We start from the raw sequence: 15,106 nt of genomic DNA, 5'->3' as shown, positions 1-15,106 counted from the left end.
ATAAAACCAGTCCACGCAACAATGCCTGCTCGCAATGACGATTTGTTATCCACAAACAAAGCCTAGCTAGCTTCTTTCTTACTACCGCAAAAAAGACCTGAGAATCTTTTATTGAAATCACTAACACTTTTGTTCGATTGATTTACTACATTTCCGGACTCTTTATTCCATGCCGGATGCTTTCTAAAATCAACATCCATTAAAATTTCACCTGTAGGATGAGTAGACATTGTTTCAAAAACATCGCTTCCTACTTTAATCAAAAACTTTTTATATTCTGGATGTATACCGCTTTTCATAATGATTTTGCTGTTTTAGTCTGAATTATTTTTTTCTTAATAGCTCTAGCGTTACTTGATAAAACATTATCATCGGCTTTTAGAATATATGCATCAAAACCCCCGGCTTTTTCCACTGAACTAATACATCTAGCATTAACCGATAATCTATATTCCCCGGCTGTTATATCACTTGTAAACTTAACCGATCTTAGATTAGGTTCAAAACGTCTTCTAGTTTTACGCTGAGAATGTGATACATTGTTACCATATAAAACACCCACACCTGTGAGTTCGCACTTACGAGACATAAGCTAAATACCTTAAAACTTATAAAATATACTTCAAGTAAATGAAGAGTCATATACAAAGATCAACTTCAGAAAGAGCTAAGAGTTCACAAGCCGAGGAACGGAGCGTATACTTAATACGTGAGCACCGCAGATCTTGTAGAACGACGTAGCCAATTTTGAAGTTCATCGAGTATATACAATAGATACAAAATATAAAGCAATACTCCCCTAGTGTCAAGGGATAATTATTTTGTAGCTAAGTATTAGCTAATGCTTGATTTTGATTAAATAACAGAGTTTTATATAAAAATATAAATTAATTAAACTATTATAAATCTATGCTTATTAATGGGAAGCCAGTTCAAGGTAATATCACCGGACTAATTAAAAAATTAGGAGAGTTGCCTTCAAGTTTTCCTGAATATATTAGTAATCTTACTCCAAAACCATTAAGTACAAAGGAGCAAATTGATCATAATCAAGCAGCTTGTTTGTATAATGAAGGATTAAAATTATATAACAAAGGCAATCATCTTGTTGCTCTTAAACAACTTTGGTTTTTCTGATAAAGAAAAGATAGGCACTGATAACATTCAACAATGCGTTGCTGTAATTTTACATGATCCATTAACTAAAAAAACTGCATTAGCACATGTTGACAGATTTACTGATGCTAGTTCTTTAACACATGAATGTAATAAGCAACTTTCCTCCTAATACCAAATTAGAAGCTTATTTAGTAGGAGGGCGTGACAGATCTGCAGTATCAATTGCGGTATCAGATGGGTAATATTCGTAAAGTAACACAAGAATTAAATAACCACTCTAACGTAAATATAAAATCTGCAGATATAGAAGACAAGAGAGCTCCATCAGGAATTATATTTGATCCAATAACAGGTAACTGTTCCGGGTAGAGAGGATAAAACAACCGCTGCTAGACAAGTACATTTAAGTATAGGAAGTAATACTCCTGCACTTTATAAAGCTTTTGATTTAACTAAAAATAAAAATATACCTAATCGCTCTTTAAATGAAATCCAACAAAAATATATTATTCAGCAATATTTATTAGGATCTAATCAAAATCCTAATTCTATGGACACATGGCAATCTAATCAAATATCAAGACCACTTACTAAAGTAGCAGAGGAAATTCAAAAAACTAATCCAAAATTAGTAAAAAATGTAGTAACTAAAAATATTAGTAATCGAGTTCACGAATTGAATCTAAATGATCAAGAACAAACAAAAATTGTAAATAATTTAATAGCTCAAACTGATTATTTATTATCTAACAATTTAAATCCGTATTTTTAGTAGTAATAAAACAAAAAATGAACCAAAATTAAACTTAACAAGTGATAAGATATTAAAAAAATATAAGTACTAAGACAAAAATAGCTGCACCTAGCTATACGCTTCCCAATCAAAATATTGCTTTACACCAAAATAATCAACAAAGTAAATAAACTATGCAAATTGAAATTAACACACAAGAATATAAAATTTATGATATAAATGATGATTTAGTAATTTCTACTAAAGATTTAAATGAAGAGATTGCCTGTAATTTCTTTTCCGTAACGCGAGTTTCGTATTAATAAAGGCGTTGTATAGCTGATAATCACTAGGTTACGAGTGTATTAATAATACTGTTTTTGTTATAAAATTAGTGAGAAAACACACGTTTTGAATTAAGGTTTGAATTAAGGTAGTGTCTTTACAGTATTAGAAAAAAGTTTATAGGTTATTGAAAAATAATATAAAGAGCAATAACCTATGATATGAGCATAGATTTTATAGAAATATTTTGCTACGTCGATTTGCAAGAATTAGATAAGCATACAAATTCAATTACTCAAAATAACAACAAATCTGGTCCAAAAAGTAGACTGCATAGAAGTGAGGTAATAACGATTATAATAGGTTACTGACAGTCATCTTATGATTGTTTTAAAAACTATTATCTGAAACAGATATGGATTCATCATCAAAGAGATTTTCAGTTAGTAAGCTTATAGCCAATTTATAAAAATAATAGGTCCACATTTACCACTATTAGTATTAATATTAAATTCTATTTTGGATCAGTGTGACGGACTATCTATTTGTAGATTCAAGTAGTATAGAGGTATGCAAGAAATATCGTATTTCAATGCATAAAGTGTTTGCTAGTATAGCAGCACGTGGTGCAACAACAAAAGGTTGGTTCTATGGACTCAAACTACATTTAATAATTAATAGAGCTGGTGGTATAAGTTAAAGCATCTTTTAGTCCTGGTAATAAGGATGATAGAAAACAGCTAGAATTGATGATAAAAAATCTTTTTGGTAAAATATTTGGAGATCGTGATTATATTTCACAAAAATTATTTCAACAACTTTTAGAGCAAGGAGTTTTTATAGTAACTAGAGTAAAGAAAAATATGAAAAATAAGCTTATGTCTATGTTGGATAAAATATTATTGCTTAAAAGATCATTGATAGAATCTGTTTTTAGCAAAATTAAACTATTGAGTAAGTTTGAGCATTCAAAGCATAGATCAGTTACAAATGCCTTTGTTCATATGGTTGCAGCACTGATAAATTATCAAATGTCTGATAATAAACCTTCTATTACATCTCTCTTGCTAGTCTAAATTCTATGCTCTGTTAATTCGAAACTCGCGTTTTCCGTAAAATTAAATAAAATAGCATTAGCTAGAAATATTAATTCACAACAGTTAGAGCAATTAATTACTGACTTTAATCAGAATTAATTGATAGAACAAGATTTAATAAAAGTACGAATAATTGGAGGTAATGATTTGCCTGAATCATCTAAATACTTGGAAGATATTCGTACTACTTTAAAATGGTATTGATAATAATAATACTAATATGATTAATATAATAGGTTTAGATGCATGTAAAAATATACATCCCAATTCTTTTGAATTAGATGGCTATCACGGGAGAGTGAGAGCTTTAGATTAATTGTAGAATATTAAATTGATACTATTAGAAGAGAAAATATCTGAGATGTGGGGCGTAACTAATAGCAATATTTATCTTTATGGTCCATTTAGTGAAGAAATAAAGATAGGTACGATGTATTTATACGTGAAATAGGCACAAGCCAAGCCTAACATAGTACCGATAACGATTATACGGAATTGTGCAGGACTAAAAATTAAAATAACTATTCCAAGAATAATTACTATTTTTATTATATCATCTGTCGTATAAGAGCTAGAATTTATAGCATAAACATTTAGATTTATACCTAGAAATATTATTATACATAATAAGTTCTTAAACATTTTATACCTCTATAGGCCCAGTAGTTAATCCATTTATAAATTGTTTTAAATAAGGATTATCACTATTACGCATTTCATCTTTACTACCGTACCATTTAATTTTTCCTTGATAAATCATAGCTACTTCTTTAGCTATTTTTGCGGCACTAATCATATCATGAGTTATAGTAATCGTAGTTGCCCCTAACTCTTCTTGGATTTTTATAATTAATTCGTTGATAACATTTGCCATGATAGGATCAAGCCCTGTGGTCGGTTCATCAAGAAATAAAATCGACGGTGTACTACAAATAGCCCTAGCAAGGGCTACTCTTTTTTGCATTCCTCCCGATAATTCGGCAGGGTAAAGCTCGAGTATTCTAGGGGATAAACCAACGGAATTAAGCTTTGCACCGGCAAGGTCGTTTTTTTCTTTCTTAGATAATTTTTTAGTCTCGAAAGTAATATTATCACGTATATTTAAGGAGTCAAATAATGCTCCGCCTTGGAATAAAAAACCTATACCGTCCATAATCTCAAATTTTTGTTTACTTGAGATATCTTGGATTTCTACATTATCAATAAAAATTTTACCTTTATCAGGTTTAATCAATCCTACTATATTTTTAATTAGAACCGATTTGCCGCTACCGGAACCACCTAAAATAACTAATGAACTGCCCTTTTTTACATCCAAATCTATTCCGTTTAACACCTTATGATTAGCAAATGATTTATATAATGACCGAATTTTAATTTTAAATTCTTCTACACTCATGCATACTCCAAATAAACAAAAAAAACTGTATACTCGTTTAATTTGAAAAATTGGTTTTGTTGTTTTATATTTTTTGATCCTCACGTACGTTTATGTACGCTGCGGTTAAAAAATATAAAACGCCTAGCTCTTTTCCAAATTAAACGAGTATACCTATACTTTAAAAAATAATTCGGTTATTAAATAATTACTGATTAAGATAAGGATAGAAGAATTCACTACTGCCGAGGTAGTTGCTCTGCCAACTCCCTTAGCCCCTTTACCTGAATAATAGCCGCTATAGCAACTTATTATAGAAATAATAAACCCAAAAACTCCCGCTTTAACAAGACCGGAAATTACGTCAATCGGTTCTAAATACTGAAAAGTACTGGTTAAATAAGCTGCACTATTAAAATCAAGTTTATATACCCCTACCAAATAACCGCCCATAACACCAATTATATCCCCGATTAAAACAAGACAAGGCATTGTAATAATAGCTGTTATTACTCTTGGAAAAACTAAATATTTAATAGGATCGGTAGATAAAGTATATAAAGCATCTACCTGCTCCGTTACTCTCATTGTGGCTATTTCGGCGGCGATTGATGCCCCAACTCTTCCCGCTACCATTAGTCCGGCTAAGACAGGTCCAAGCTCTCTAGTCAGCGACAATACTACTACCGTTGCAATAGAGCTTTCAGCTGAGAAACGGGAAAAACCGGTATAGCTCTGTAATGCAAGTACCGCCCCTGAGAAAAAAGTCGTCATCGCAACAACCGGAAGCGAGTGAAACCCGATCAATAATAATTGTCTGATGATTAAACTCAAATATAAAGGCGGTCTTATGATACTGCTAACGGCAGCAAAGCTAAATAGAGAAAAACTACCTACACTTTGTGCAAACTTTATAGTACGTTTACCGACCGAATTAGCTATATTTAATAACATTTGTATTTTTTCTATTTAATTTAAGTACGCTATGTCATTTCTGCGAAAGCAGGAATCCAGTAACCTCTAATGTCATCCCGCGACTTGATCGCGGGATCCAGTCTTTTTTAATTTTTTTCTGGATACCGTGGTCAAGCCACGGTATGACACAGATATCTACCCGATATACTTTCTTTTATATCTACTACCAAGGTTAGTTAATACCTCATACCCGATAGTACCTATAATACTCGCTATTTTATCGGGCGTGCAATAATTTCCGATAATTTCCGCTTCCTGCCCTAGAAAAATCTCGGACGGTGGTAGATCGGTAACATCGATATTTATTAAATCCATCGATACTCGCCCTACTATAGGAACGCCGCGACTGTTAATAAATACTTCGCCTTGATTGCTAAAATTACGACTAAACCCATCGGCATAACCAAGCGGTAACGTTGCAATGACACTATCACGCTTAGTTGTAAAAGTCATATTATAACCAATATGGCTATCTAGTGTCAAATTCTGTAAGTGAATTATAGGAGCTTTTAAGGTTACGGGATTCTTTGTTAAAGGATTAAGACCGTATAAGGCTGCCCCCGATCTTGCTAAATCAAAATGGTAATCCTGTCCTAAAAATATGCCGCCGGAATTAGCAAGGCTTGCTTTGACGTTTGGGAAATATTGTAAATAAGCTTTAAATCTGTTTAATTGTTCTAGATTATAAGGATTATCTATTTCCTCGGATATAGCTAGATGGCTTATAATATATTGTAAATCTAGCCCTTTTAACAAATCACGATCATTAATTAGCTGCTCTATCTCATCAGAGCTTAAGCCAAGACGATTAATCCCCGTATTGAAATGTAAATAACAAGGCAATAATCGGTTTTTCAAATTACTAAATTTTTGCCAAATTTCTATTTGTTTTAAGTTATTTAGGACAGGTGTTAAATTATATTCTATCAGCTCTAAAGCATCATGTTCAAAAACGCCGTTAAGAACTAAAATATTAACATCTAATCCTAAAGCGTTGCGTAAATTCACTCCTTCTTCACTTGAGGCCACAAAAAAATGCCTACAATTTTCTTCTATTAAAGCTTTAGAAATTTGTACTGCTCCAAGACCGTAACCGTTAGCTTTAACGGCAGCACCGACTAATGAGGTTTTGCAAATATCTTGTAATAAAAGGTAATTATTTTTTATTGTAGATAGATTTATTTCTACAGTACACAAGCTCATAGTATATTTATTAACTCTTTTACGATGATAGGCAATACGGGTAGTATTATATAAAATTTTGTAGATAAGTCACTTGTTTCTATAGTATCCGTGATAAAAATATTTGTCTAATAGACCTCTTGCATAACTTGCTTCTAAAGGTAATTTGTACGTCAATCCAGTACTTGCATCCTCACGTACTAAAGTGTACGCTGCGGTGCTGCGTTCCGTGTTTCCTACAAATTCCTCTTTATTAGCTTCGTTCTCCAAGAGGTCTATTATCGAATTTTTAGAACCGGCAGAAAGCACTGCATGAGTTATAAAAGCACTACCGATAAAGCCGAATGTTCTTTTAAAAATCTCGCTGCTTTTACGATTGTTTCTCCACTATCTATAATATCATCAATTAATATGCAATTTTTGCCCTCTACACTACCTGTTATTGATATCATCTCACAATTATTATTTATATCCCTTTCTTTGTTTATATAAGCTGAATCTATATTTAGTAAATTACTAATTTTTTGAACTCGATTGATACTTCCTTTATCAGGTGCAACTATAACGAAATTACTATAAGTTCTTAAAAACGGGATATATAAATTTATAGGTTCAAGATTAGAAACAGGAATATTAAAAAATTTCTCTATCTTATCGGAGTGTAAATCAATAGTAATTACATGGTTTACTCCGAGCTTCTCTAAAAAATCTGCTATTAACTTAGCAGGAATTATATTTTGAGCATTTATATTATCTTGCCTTGCATAACCAAAATAAGGCATTACTAAAATTATTCGATTTGCTCCCGCTTTTTTTGCTGCATCTACTAGCAAAAACAGCTCAATTAAGCGCTCATTAACGGGTTTTGATGTGGATTGTGTACTATGATTATATCTTCATTATGAAACGATTTTTGAATTTCTACTTTTATTTCGGAATCATTGAAATAGGTAATTTTCGGCTCAATATATTTAATATTTAATGCTATAGCTAAACGCGTTGCGAGTAACTTATTACTACTGCCTGCTAAGATTTTCATGTGGAGTGATTTATGTTGTTTAACGCTATTAGCGAGCGGGCTTTGTTGCGTGGATATCTAATCGTCATTGCGAACAGTCGTAGACTGCGTGGCAATCTCATGCAATAATAACAAACTCCTGAGATTGCTTCGTCAATTGCTATGCAATTTCCTCGCAATGACGATTTAAGATGACAGTGAAATAAGCTTAAGAACGACTGTCTAATTTTTGTATTAGTGCCTCAAAGCCTTGATTTTTTAAAGTATCGGTAAACTCGTCTTGTTGAGCTCCAATAAGACTTACACCTTCCGTAATTATATCAGAAACTTTAAAAACGTCTTTTCCGTTTCCTTTCATTTCACGTACAAGATATTCTACTTTAATAGGGTCTTGCTCTTTATTACTAATGATATTCATAGCAACCATAAAATCGGTCGGGCTTAAAGGACGAACTCCTACTATTTTAGGCTGTTCGCCTTTATAATCTTTTATTAAATCAGTATAAGATTTAGTAACATATTTAGAGTAAACTTTGATGAATTCCTGAACCTGCCCACCTGATAAAGTTTTTATCCCATTTCTGCCTAATGTATATTTAGCCATCCAATCAAAATCTAGGTTCTGAGACATTAACTCACGTACTTGAACAATTTTTACTCGCTCAGATAACTTACTATCGTTTAATATACTAGAAGCTTCATTTACTAAATTAGTAACATAACTGTTCAAACCGGCAGGCACTTTTTCATTAGAATAAGCGGAAAACGTCATAACTAATAAAAATAAACCTGTAATAATTTTTTGCATATAATCCTCTTTAATTTCATTAATTCTTGGGTTTAGGACATTTAAAATTTTCAGGATATTGAACCGATGCTTCACGTGCACGATGTAATGCTGATCTAATAGCCACATAAGGATCGGTAGAATTCTTCATCACATAATCACTAAACGGTAATACAACATATCGATCGTTTATTGTACTAACTGCTAGTACTCCTAAGTCAAAATCATTATGAGTGTAGTACATTAATGGATTAAGAGCATAATTAGTAATTACCAAATCCGTCATATCTCTTGCGTTAGTACTACCGATTATCGGCAATACTAAATAAGGACCTGGGGCAACTCCATAATGTGCGAGGGTACTACCGAAAGTTTGACGATCAGACGGCAAACCTACTTTACCTGCCACGTCAAATAAACCGCCTATGCCAAGCGTCGTGTTAATGAGAAACCGCCAAACGCTTTTCATAGTTTTATCGTAATTTAACTGAAGCCCGTAATTTACCGCCGTAAGCGGTGTATCGACATTACTGACGAAACTATTAACGCGCGCTTTTACGTAATCATTCGTGATGTTCTTATAACCTATCGCTAAAGGACGCAATATTATATAATCTAACACAGAATTAAATACAAACACTTTACGGTTAAACTTTTCGTATGGATCATAAACCTCCAAGCAACCGTTTTCATTTCTTCCACCATTATAGTTATATATGTCATTATCAACATATTCAAGATCAGCTCTTATCGATAATGAACATAAAATAATGGATAATATAATTAATATTCTCATTGATTTATGCTGTTTTCTTACAAACAATAATACTATATTTATTGTTTTCCGCTAGTATTATTTCTTCCGAAGTTAATATAGTAAAATTATTTTTTTGTAAAAAATTATTTATTTCATTCAAGTTAAAAATAAATTCTTTGCGTGTTAATGAAAATTGTGTCTTCGTCGCATTTGGTAAATAAAGGGCAAAATACCCTTGTTTATTAAGAGATGAGTATATTAAATTAAAATATTCTATTAAATTGTTAGTAAACGATAATCCGCAAAAACTAAAAATAATATCAAATTTATTAGAGTTTTGTTTTAAAAATTCATCGATAGCAATATTATATATTTGATCGTAAATTTTAGTGTTCGGGTAATATGTTTCTTGTAACTCATTCATTAAAGCAGAAACTTCTACACCGGTTAAAGTAAAACTTTCCGGAAAACGTTTTTGTATTTCATAACCTACAAGTCCTATATTACTTCCAAGTTCCAAAATAGAGTAATTATCCGGTAAATCAGATATCTGCTTAAGTGCTTCATTAACAAACCTATACGGAAGATGGATATTTTTATCGTTATTAAAAATAGTAGGATAATATTGTGCAGTTAAATCACGATATTTTCCACAAATTTCTTGAGGTATTTCAGTAATATCCTTATAATTTTTCAAAAAATTTATAAATATAGGTTTATATTTTTCATTAGATTTTTCTAAATATTCTATAGCTTGCCTGTAATTATTTTTTAAAAAATAAACCCATCCGAGTTGATAATATACTTTAGAATCATTAGGATTAAAAAATTTATCGACTAGTTTAAACCTAAGTAATGCATCATTTAAATTACCTCTATATAAATGATCGAGTCCAAGTTGATAATTAGTTTCGGCTAAATGAGAGAATTTATATTTACAATCACTTATATAATTTTTAAATTCTAAAATTTTATTCTTAATAAAATTTGGTATATTTATTATAGTTAAGCAATAATGTTTGATTTTGTCTTTTATTTTACCGAGCATAGTTTAATTACTAAATTAATATTACTTACTATATAATAAAGCATATCTTGATAAATTTTTAAATAAAATAATAATTTTACTTGTAAATTAATGGAATTGAAGCTAGGATGTACATGTTATATGTACATCAGTAGGTAGCTCATGCACTCAATTAGCGGCACTTCATTTAGAAAAAACTTAAGCTCTGTACTAAATACCGTAGAAAACGATCATGTCCCCTATCTTATTAAAAGAAAGAATCATAAGAATATTATTCTTTTAACCGAAGAAGAATATGAATCTACAAAAGAAACATTATATTTATTATCTAATCCGGCTAATGCGAATCGAATAAAAAAATCTATCGAACAAGCAAAAAGAGGAGAGTTTGCTAAAGTTAATTTAGATGATTGAGATTGAGTGGACACTAGAAGCAGCGGAGGATTTAGCGTATTGGAAAAAATACGATATTAAAAAATATGAACGTATTAAACTCCTAATAAAAAATATCCAAGAAGCACCGTTTACAGGTATAGGTAAGCCCGAATCTTTAAAAGATATATTATCAGGTTTATGGTCACGTAGAATTAACCACGAACATAGACTAATATATTCTGTCAATACTAAACAAATTATAATATATAATTGTAGATTTCATTATAAAAATTAATATTTATTTCTTGAAATTACCGATTTTACTGTAGCTTTCATTTAATACGGACTCAAATTATGTCAATTATTTCTACGAGGCTAAGTTCTATAAAACCGTCGCCGACCCTTGCAATCGTTAAAAAAACTCTTGAACTTAAAAAAGCGGGAGTTGATATTATCACACTCGGTGCCGGTGAGCCTGATTTTGATACGCCTGACAATATTAAGGAAGCGGCGATTAAAGCGATTAAAGACGGCTTTACTAAATATACTAACGTTGAGGGTATGCCTCTTTTAAAGCAAGCAATAAAAGACAAATTCAAACGTGAAAATAATATAGATTACGAACTTGATGAAATAATAGTAAGCACCGGCGGTAAGCAAGTTATATATAATTTGTTTATGGCATCTTTAGACCAAGGGGATGAGGTAATTATTCCAGCACCCTATTGGGTTTCATATCCTGATATGGTTGCACTTAGCACAGGAACACCTGTTTTTGTAAATTGCGGAATTGAAAATAACTTTAAATTAAGTGCAGAAGCTTTAGAACGTTCAATTACGGATAAAACTAAGTGGCTTATTATTAACTCACCTAGTAATCCAACAGGTGCAAGCTATAATTTTGAAGAACTAGAAAATATTGCTAAAGTTTTAAGAAAATATTCACATGTAAACGTAATGTCTGATGATATTTACGAGCATATTACTTTTGATGATTTTAAATTTTATACATTAGCCCAAATAGCACCTGATTTAAAAAAGAGAATATTTACCATAAACGGAGTATCTAAAGCTTATTCTATGACGGGTTGGCGTATAGGCTACGGTGCAGGCTCTAAAGCTTTGATTAAAGCAATGACTATTATTCAGTCGCAAAGTACTTCAAACCCTTGTTCAATAAGTCAAATGGCTGTTATTGAAGCATTAAACGGTCCTCAAGATTATATAAAGCCTAATGCTTTAAATTGTCAAAAAAAGCGTGATCTTGCTTTATCAATTTTGAAAAGAGTAAAATATTTTGAGTGCTATAAGCCGGAAGGGGCGTTTTACTTATTTGTTAAATGCGATAAAATATTTGGGCATAAAACTAAGTCAGGAAAAATTATTGCAAATAGTAATGATTTTGCCGAATATTTACTTGAAGAAGCAAAAGTTGCCGTAGTACCCGGTATCGCTTTCGGCTTAGAGGGATATTTTAGAATCTCTTATGCTACTTCTATGAAAGAGCTAGAAGAAGCTTGTATTAGAATTGAGCGAACAATCGATGTCCTTCCTTCTTAAGGCTTTGCATGGATACCAAATCGTCATTGCGAAGCAGCCATAGGCTGCGTGACAATCTCGTCAAATATCCTGAGATTGCTTCGTCACTTACTTCGTAATTTCCTCGCAATGACGGAAAAGTTAAAAAGCCACCTAAACCAACAAAAAAATAATGCGGAAAGTTTTTAAAAAATTTTTAAAAAATAATAAATACGTACTTAGTATAATTACTATTTTACTATATTGGTATTTGCGTTTTGTTTACTTTACTTCAAAGCAGAAATTTATATTTTACGATAACGGCAATAAGGAAAAATTCCTAAACGAACAAGGGGTAATCTTTGCATTTTGGCATAATATGCTTGCCTTAAGTCCGGCTATGTTTATAGGACATAGAAATATCTATGCTTTAATATCACCGCATTTAGACGGAAAAATTTTAAACGATCTAGTAGGAAAATTCGGTTGCAGAGTGATAGTAGGTTCTACTAATAAAAATTCAATTGGAGCTTTACGTAATATTATAGGTAAGTTATCTCAAGGTGCAAATATAATAGTCACGCCGGACGGTCCTAAAGGACCGGTATATAAAGTAAATAGCAGCATTACCGAAATAGCCTATAGATATAACACAAAACTTATTCCTATAGTCAGCTCCACTTCTAGATGTTTCAGATTAAAAAGTTGGGATAAATTAATAATACCTCTACCGTTTGGTACCATTAAAATCATAGTTGGCTCGCCTTTAGAACTCACAAATGATAAAATACAAAACCATATAAGCCTTGAAAAACAATTAGCAAGCTTAACAGAGAGTTTAAAGAAATGATGTTATTATATTATGCTTTAAGCTTTATATTATTACCTGTTTATTTTATCATAATTCTTATACGTTTATTAATAGGTAAAGAAGATATAAGACGCATCCAAGAGCGTTTTGCTATTGGCAAACACAGACAAGACGATTCATTAGACTTCGTGCAAACGTCCGCTAATAAAGAGGAATTTAAAGGAGATACTTCACTGCGAACCACAGCGTACACACTAGTACGTGAGGATGAAGGGTTAGGATCGACGTATAAATTACCTTTAGAAGCAAGTTATGCACGAAGGCTGATATGGATTCATGCAGCAAGCGTTGGCGAGTCTATGGCAGCTTTAACATTAATATATAATATAAGTAAACGCTACCCTGACGTTCGTTTTCTAGTAACTTCTTGGACTAACAGCTCCGCTAAAATATTAACTGCCAAATTACCTAAAATAGCAGTTCACCAATTTTTACCGATAGATAATATTATTTTTACTCGAAAATTTTTAAGAAATTGGCAACCTGACTTAGGCATTTTTATAGAATCGGAATTATGGCCGTGTACTATTAATGAGGGAGCAAAGCAGTGTAAATTACTACTAGTTAATGCTCGTATTTCCGATAAATCGTTTAAAGCTTGGCTAAAAAGAAAAAGCTTTTTTCAGCTTATTCTCAAAAATTTCAGTAAAATTATCGTGCAAAGCGAGCGTGACTTACAAAAATTCAATGAACTTGGCGTATCAGATGCAGTGAATTTAGGCAATATTAAATTTGCCAACGAAAAACTTCCGGTCAATCAAGAAGAGTTATCAAAATTAAGCTTACATTTAGACAATAGGCGAGTCGTGCTATTTGCCAGCACTCACCCCGAAGATGAAGAGGTGATTTTGCCTATAATCAAAAACCTAAAAGAGCAGTTTTTAGACTGCTATATTATCTTAATTCCAAGACATCCTGAGCGAGTTAAATCAATTATCGATAATTGTAAGTCACATAATTTATCCGCTACCGCTAAGTCGCAAAATGATTTACCTGTTTTAAGCGATGATCTTTATATAGTTGATAGGTTCGGCGAAATGGGACTATTTTTTTCTGTAGCTACAATTTCTTTTATCGGCGGTTCTTTTAAACAAGGCGGGCATAATATTTTAGAAGCGGCATATTTCTCTAATTGTATTATATTCGGTCCCGATATGAGCAAAAACACCGCTATCGCTAAAGGCGTATTGCAAAATGAAGCAGCTATCCACATCAAAAACGGTGAAGATTTACTAACCAAACTAACATATCTACTCAGGTCTAATAATTCTCTAGAACTTAAAGCTTACCGCGGAAATGCTTTAAAATTTGTTAAGGACAACCAAACAGTCCTAGATGAATATTTAAAAGTAATTACGAAGTTTCTTTGATAGAATTTAACTAAAAACTCTTATTCTCCTAAAAGCTCTATAATAAATTCAGGATCTACGTGACTGATTTCTATACTTCCGTTATTTTCTAGTATTTTCTTATTCAAATACCTATAAAATACCCACTACTTATAGGCAAAGAACATAATTCACCTTTATAAACGGTTAAGGCCGGATACCATTGGTTATGAAAAATTATAGGTGGGTTTGGCAACGATAACTTATTTAATTTTCCGTCTCTACCATAATGTATCTTTAAAAAAGCAGGATCTGCTTTAGGCATGTTTGCCCCATCAGAATATTTTAAAATTAGCAAAATATCAAAAGTTTCTCCCGTATCTGCTGTAGTATCAGGGACAATCATGCTTCTAAATTCTTTAATCTTAACTATCCGCTTGTTATTTAATCTTAATGTTAAGGAAGCTTCAATTGTCTCTTCCAACGCAATACTGCACTTATAACCGTTTTCGGTTTTAAATTCTTTTTGAACAACTTTATGCTTAGTAGGTTCAGAAAATATAAATTTTTCCTTACCGTTGCTGTTAAAATCACTTCCTGGACCGACGACTTCTATTGTACCGGTTATCACTTTATAAGCGTTTGAAAGGGTTTTA

Annotated in this window: 19 protein-coding genes and 5 pseudogenes; 11 read left to right on the top strand and 13 right to left on the bottom strand. The window is 31.9% G+C overall.

Annotation, left to right across the window (positions count from 1 at the left end; all coding sequences use genetic code 11):
• Nucleotides 1-62: 62 nt before the first annotated feature.
• Together rpmE and rpmB are read right to left on the bottom strand one after the other, a co-directional pair.
• A complete protein-coding gene (rpmE, locus tag MCC_RS01225; RefSeq protein WP_014408193.1) occupies nt 63-299 on the bottom strand; it encodes a 50S ribosomal protein L31 in 237 nt (78 codons plus the stop codon).
• Entirely contained in the window at nt 296-589 is a 294-nt protein-coding gene (gene rpmB, locus MCC_RS01220) for a 50S ribosomal protein L28 (RefSeq protein ID WP_004996729.1), read from the bottom strand. The genes rpmE and rpmB overlap by 4 nt, the downstream gene beginning before the upstream one ends.
• 320 nt (nt 590-909) lie before the next feature.
• On the opposite strand from rpmB, the gene MCC_RS01215 reads away from it, so the two are divergent.
• From MCC_RS01215 to MCC_RS07535, 6 genes and pseudogenes are all read left to right on the top strand, one after another.
• Nucleotides 910-1,137 (top strand): hypothetical protein, encoded by a 228-nt coding sequence (locus tag MCC_RS01215; protein ID WP_014408192.1) that lies wholly within the window; start codon nt 910-912, stop codon nt 1,135-1,137.
• A pseudogene (locus MCC_RS01210) lies at nt 1,127-1,488 on the top strand (hypothetical protein); the annotation flags it as partial. The gene MCC_RS01215 and the pseudogene MCC_RS01210, both read left to right, overlap by 11 nt.
• Nucleotides 1,489-1,669: 181 nt before the next feature.
• Nucleotides 1,670-1,964, top strand: a pseudogene (locus tag MCC_RS01205) (hypothetical protein).
• Between the two features lie 82 nt (nt 1,965-2,046).
• Nucleotides 2,047-2,175 carry a hypothetical protein gene (locus MCC_RS10805; protein WP_014408190.1) on the top strand — a complete coding sequence of 43 codons (129 nt, stop codon included), beginning with the start codon at nt 2,047-2,049 and terminating at the stop codon, nt 2,173-2,175.
• Nucleotides 2,176-2,358: 183 nt separating this feature from the next.
• Nucleotides 2,359-3,213: pseudogene (locus tag MCC_RS11630) on the top strand (IS982 family transposase).
• A 120-nt stretch (nt 3,214-3,333) separates the two neighbouring features.
• Nucleotides 3,334-3,550: pseudogene (locus MCC_RS07535) on the top strand (hypothetical protein).
• A gap of 77 nt (nt 3,551-3,627) precedes the next feature.
• Here the strand turns inward: MCC_RS07535 and MCC_RS01190 are convergent.
• The 10 genes and pseudogenes from MCC_RS01190 to MCC_RS01145 form a co-directional block, all read right to left on the bottom strand.
• A complete protein-coding gene (locus MCC_RS01190) occupies nt 3,628-3,876 on the bottom strand; it encodes a DUF5510 family protein (RefSeq protein WP_012152419.1) in 249 nt (82 codons plus the stop codon).
• A 1-nt stretch (nt 3,877) separates the two neighbouring features.
• Nucleotides 3,878-4,633, bottom strand: coding sequence for an ABC transporter ATP-binding protein (locus tag MCC_RS01185; RefSeq protein WP_014365174.1), 756 nt, complete (start codon nt 4,631-4,633; stop codon nt 3,878-3,880).
• Between the two features lie 153 nt (nt 4,634-4,786).
• Nucleotides 4,787-5,566 carry an MlaE family ABC transporter permease gene (locus MCC_RS01180; RefSeq protein ID WP_014408187.1) on the bottom strand — a complete coding sequence of 260 codons (780 nt, stop codon included), beginning with the start codon at nt 5,564-5,566 and terminating at the stop codon, nt 4,787-4,789.
• Nucleotides 5,567-5,722: 156 nt separating this feature from the next.
• Nucleotides 5,723-6,790, bottom strand: coding sequence for an alanine racemase (locus MCC_RS01175; RefSeq protein ID WP_014408186.1), 1,068 nt, complete (start codon nt 6,788-6,790; stop codon nt 5,723-5,725).
• An 83-nt stretch (nt 6,791-6,873) separates the two neighbouring features.
• Nucleotides 6,874-7,078: pseudogene (locus MCC_RS01170) on the bottom strand (palindromic element RPE1 domain-containing protein); the annotation flags it as partial.
• Between the two features lie 8 nt (nt 7,079-7,086).
• A complete protein-coding gene (locus MCC_RS01165) occupies nt 7,087-7,602 on the bottom strand; it encodes a ribose-phosphate diphosphokinase (protein WP_081498399.1) in 516 nt (171 codons plus the stop codon).
• Between the two features lie 11 nt (nt 7,603-7,613).
• Nucleotides 7,614-7,808 carry a ribose-phosphate pyrophosphokinase-like domain-containing protein gene (locus MCC_RS10795; RefSeq protein WP_041405394.1) on the bottom strand — a complete coding sequence of 65 codons (195 nt, stop codon included), beginning with the start codon at nt 7,806-7,808 and terminating at the stop codon, nt 7,614-7,616.
• Between the two features lie 187 nt (nt 7,809-7,995).
• The gene (locus tag MCC_RS01155; protein ID WP_014408184.1) at nt 7,996-8,595 is read right to left on the bottom strand and encodes a Tgt2/MlaC family protein; all 600 of its coding nucleotides are present in this window, start codon (nt 8,593-8,595) and stop codon (nt 7,996-7,998) included.
• 19 nt (nt 8,596-8,614) lie between these two features.
• Entirely contained in the window at nt 8,615-9,370 is a 756-nt protein-coding gene (locus MCC_RS01150) for an MlaA family lipoprotein (protein WP_041405474.1), read from the bottom strand.
• A gap of 4 nt (nt 9,371-9,374) precedes the next feature.
• A complete protein-coding gene (locus tag MCC_RS01145) occupies nt 9,375-10,379 on the bottom strand; it encodes a methyltransferase domain-containing protein (RefSeq protein WP_014408182.1) in 1,005 nt (334 codons plus the stop codon).
• Between the two features lie 141 nt (nt 10,380-10,520).
• On the opposite strand from MCC_RS01145, the gene MCC_RS01140 reads away from it, so the two are divergent.
• The 5 genes from MCC_RS01140 (at nt 10,521) to waaA (ending at nt 14,492) form a co-directional block, all read left to right on the top strand.
• Nucleotides 10,521-10,772: a type II toxin-antitoxin system Phd/YefM family antitoxin gene (locus MCC_RS01140; RefSeq protein ID WP_012152411.1), complete on the top strand. Its 252-nt coding sequence runs from the start codon at nt 10,521-10,523 to the stop codon at nt 10,770-10,772.
• Nucleotides 10,765-11,028 carry a Txe/YoeB family addiction module toxin gene (locus MCC_RS01135; RefSeq protein ID WP_014408181.1) on the top strand — a complete coding sequence of 88 codons (264 nt, stop codon included), beginning with the start codon at nt 10,765-10,767 and terminating at the stop codon, nt 11,026-11,028. The genes MCC_RS01140 and MCC_RS01135 overlap by 8 nt, the downstream gene beginning before the upstream one ends.
• Before the next feature lie 59 nt (nt 11,029-11,087).
• Nucleotides 11,088-12,293 (top strand): pyridoxal phosphate-dependent aminotransferase, encoded by a 1,206-nt coding sequence (locus MCC_RS01130; RefSeq protein ID WP_014408180.1) that lies wholly within the window; start codon nt 11,088-11,090, stop codon nt 12,291-12,293.
• A 151-nt stretch (nt 12,294-12,444) separates the two neighbouring features.
• A complete protein-coding gene (locus MCC_RS01125) occupies nt 12,445-13,101 on the top strand; it encodes a lysophospholipid acyltransferase family protein (RefSeq protein ID WP_014408179.1) in 657 nt (218 codons plus the stop codon).
• Nucleotides 13,098-14,492 carry a lipid IV(A) 3-deoxy-D-manno-octulosonic acid transferase gene (gene waaA, locus MCC_RS01120; RefSeq protein WP_014408178.1) on the top strand — a complete coding sequence of 465 codons (1,395 nt, stop codon included), beginning with the start codon at nt 13,098-13,100 and terminating at the stop codon, nt 14,490-14,492. The genes MCC_RS01125 and waaA overlap by 4 nt, the downstream gene beginning before the upstream one ends.
• A 103-nt stretch (nt 14,493-14,595) precedes the next feature.
• On the opposite strand, the gene MCC_RS07170 is transcribed toward waaA, so the two are convergent.
• Nucleotides 14,596-15,081, bottom strand: a complete 486-nt coding sequence (locus tag MCC_RS07170) for a Sca4 family protein (protein WP_014408177.1) — start codon at nt 15,079-15,081, stop codon at nt 14,596-14,598.
• Nucleotides 15,082-15,106: the final 25 nt, after the last annotated feature.

It is taken from the genome of Rickettsia rhipicephali str. 3-7-female6-CWPP, assembly GCF_000284075.1.
Lineage (GTDB): Bacteria > Pseudomonadota > Alphaproteobacteria > Rickettsiales > Rickettsiaceae > Rickettsia > Rickettsia rickettsii.
Note: the sequence above shows the minus strand (reverse complement) of the source record. Positions and strands in the feature narration are given on the sequence as shown.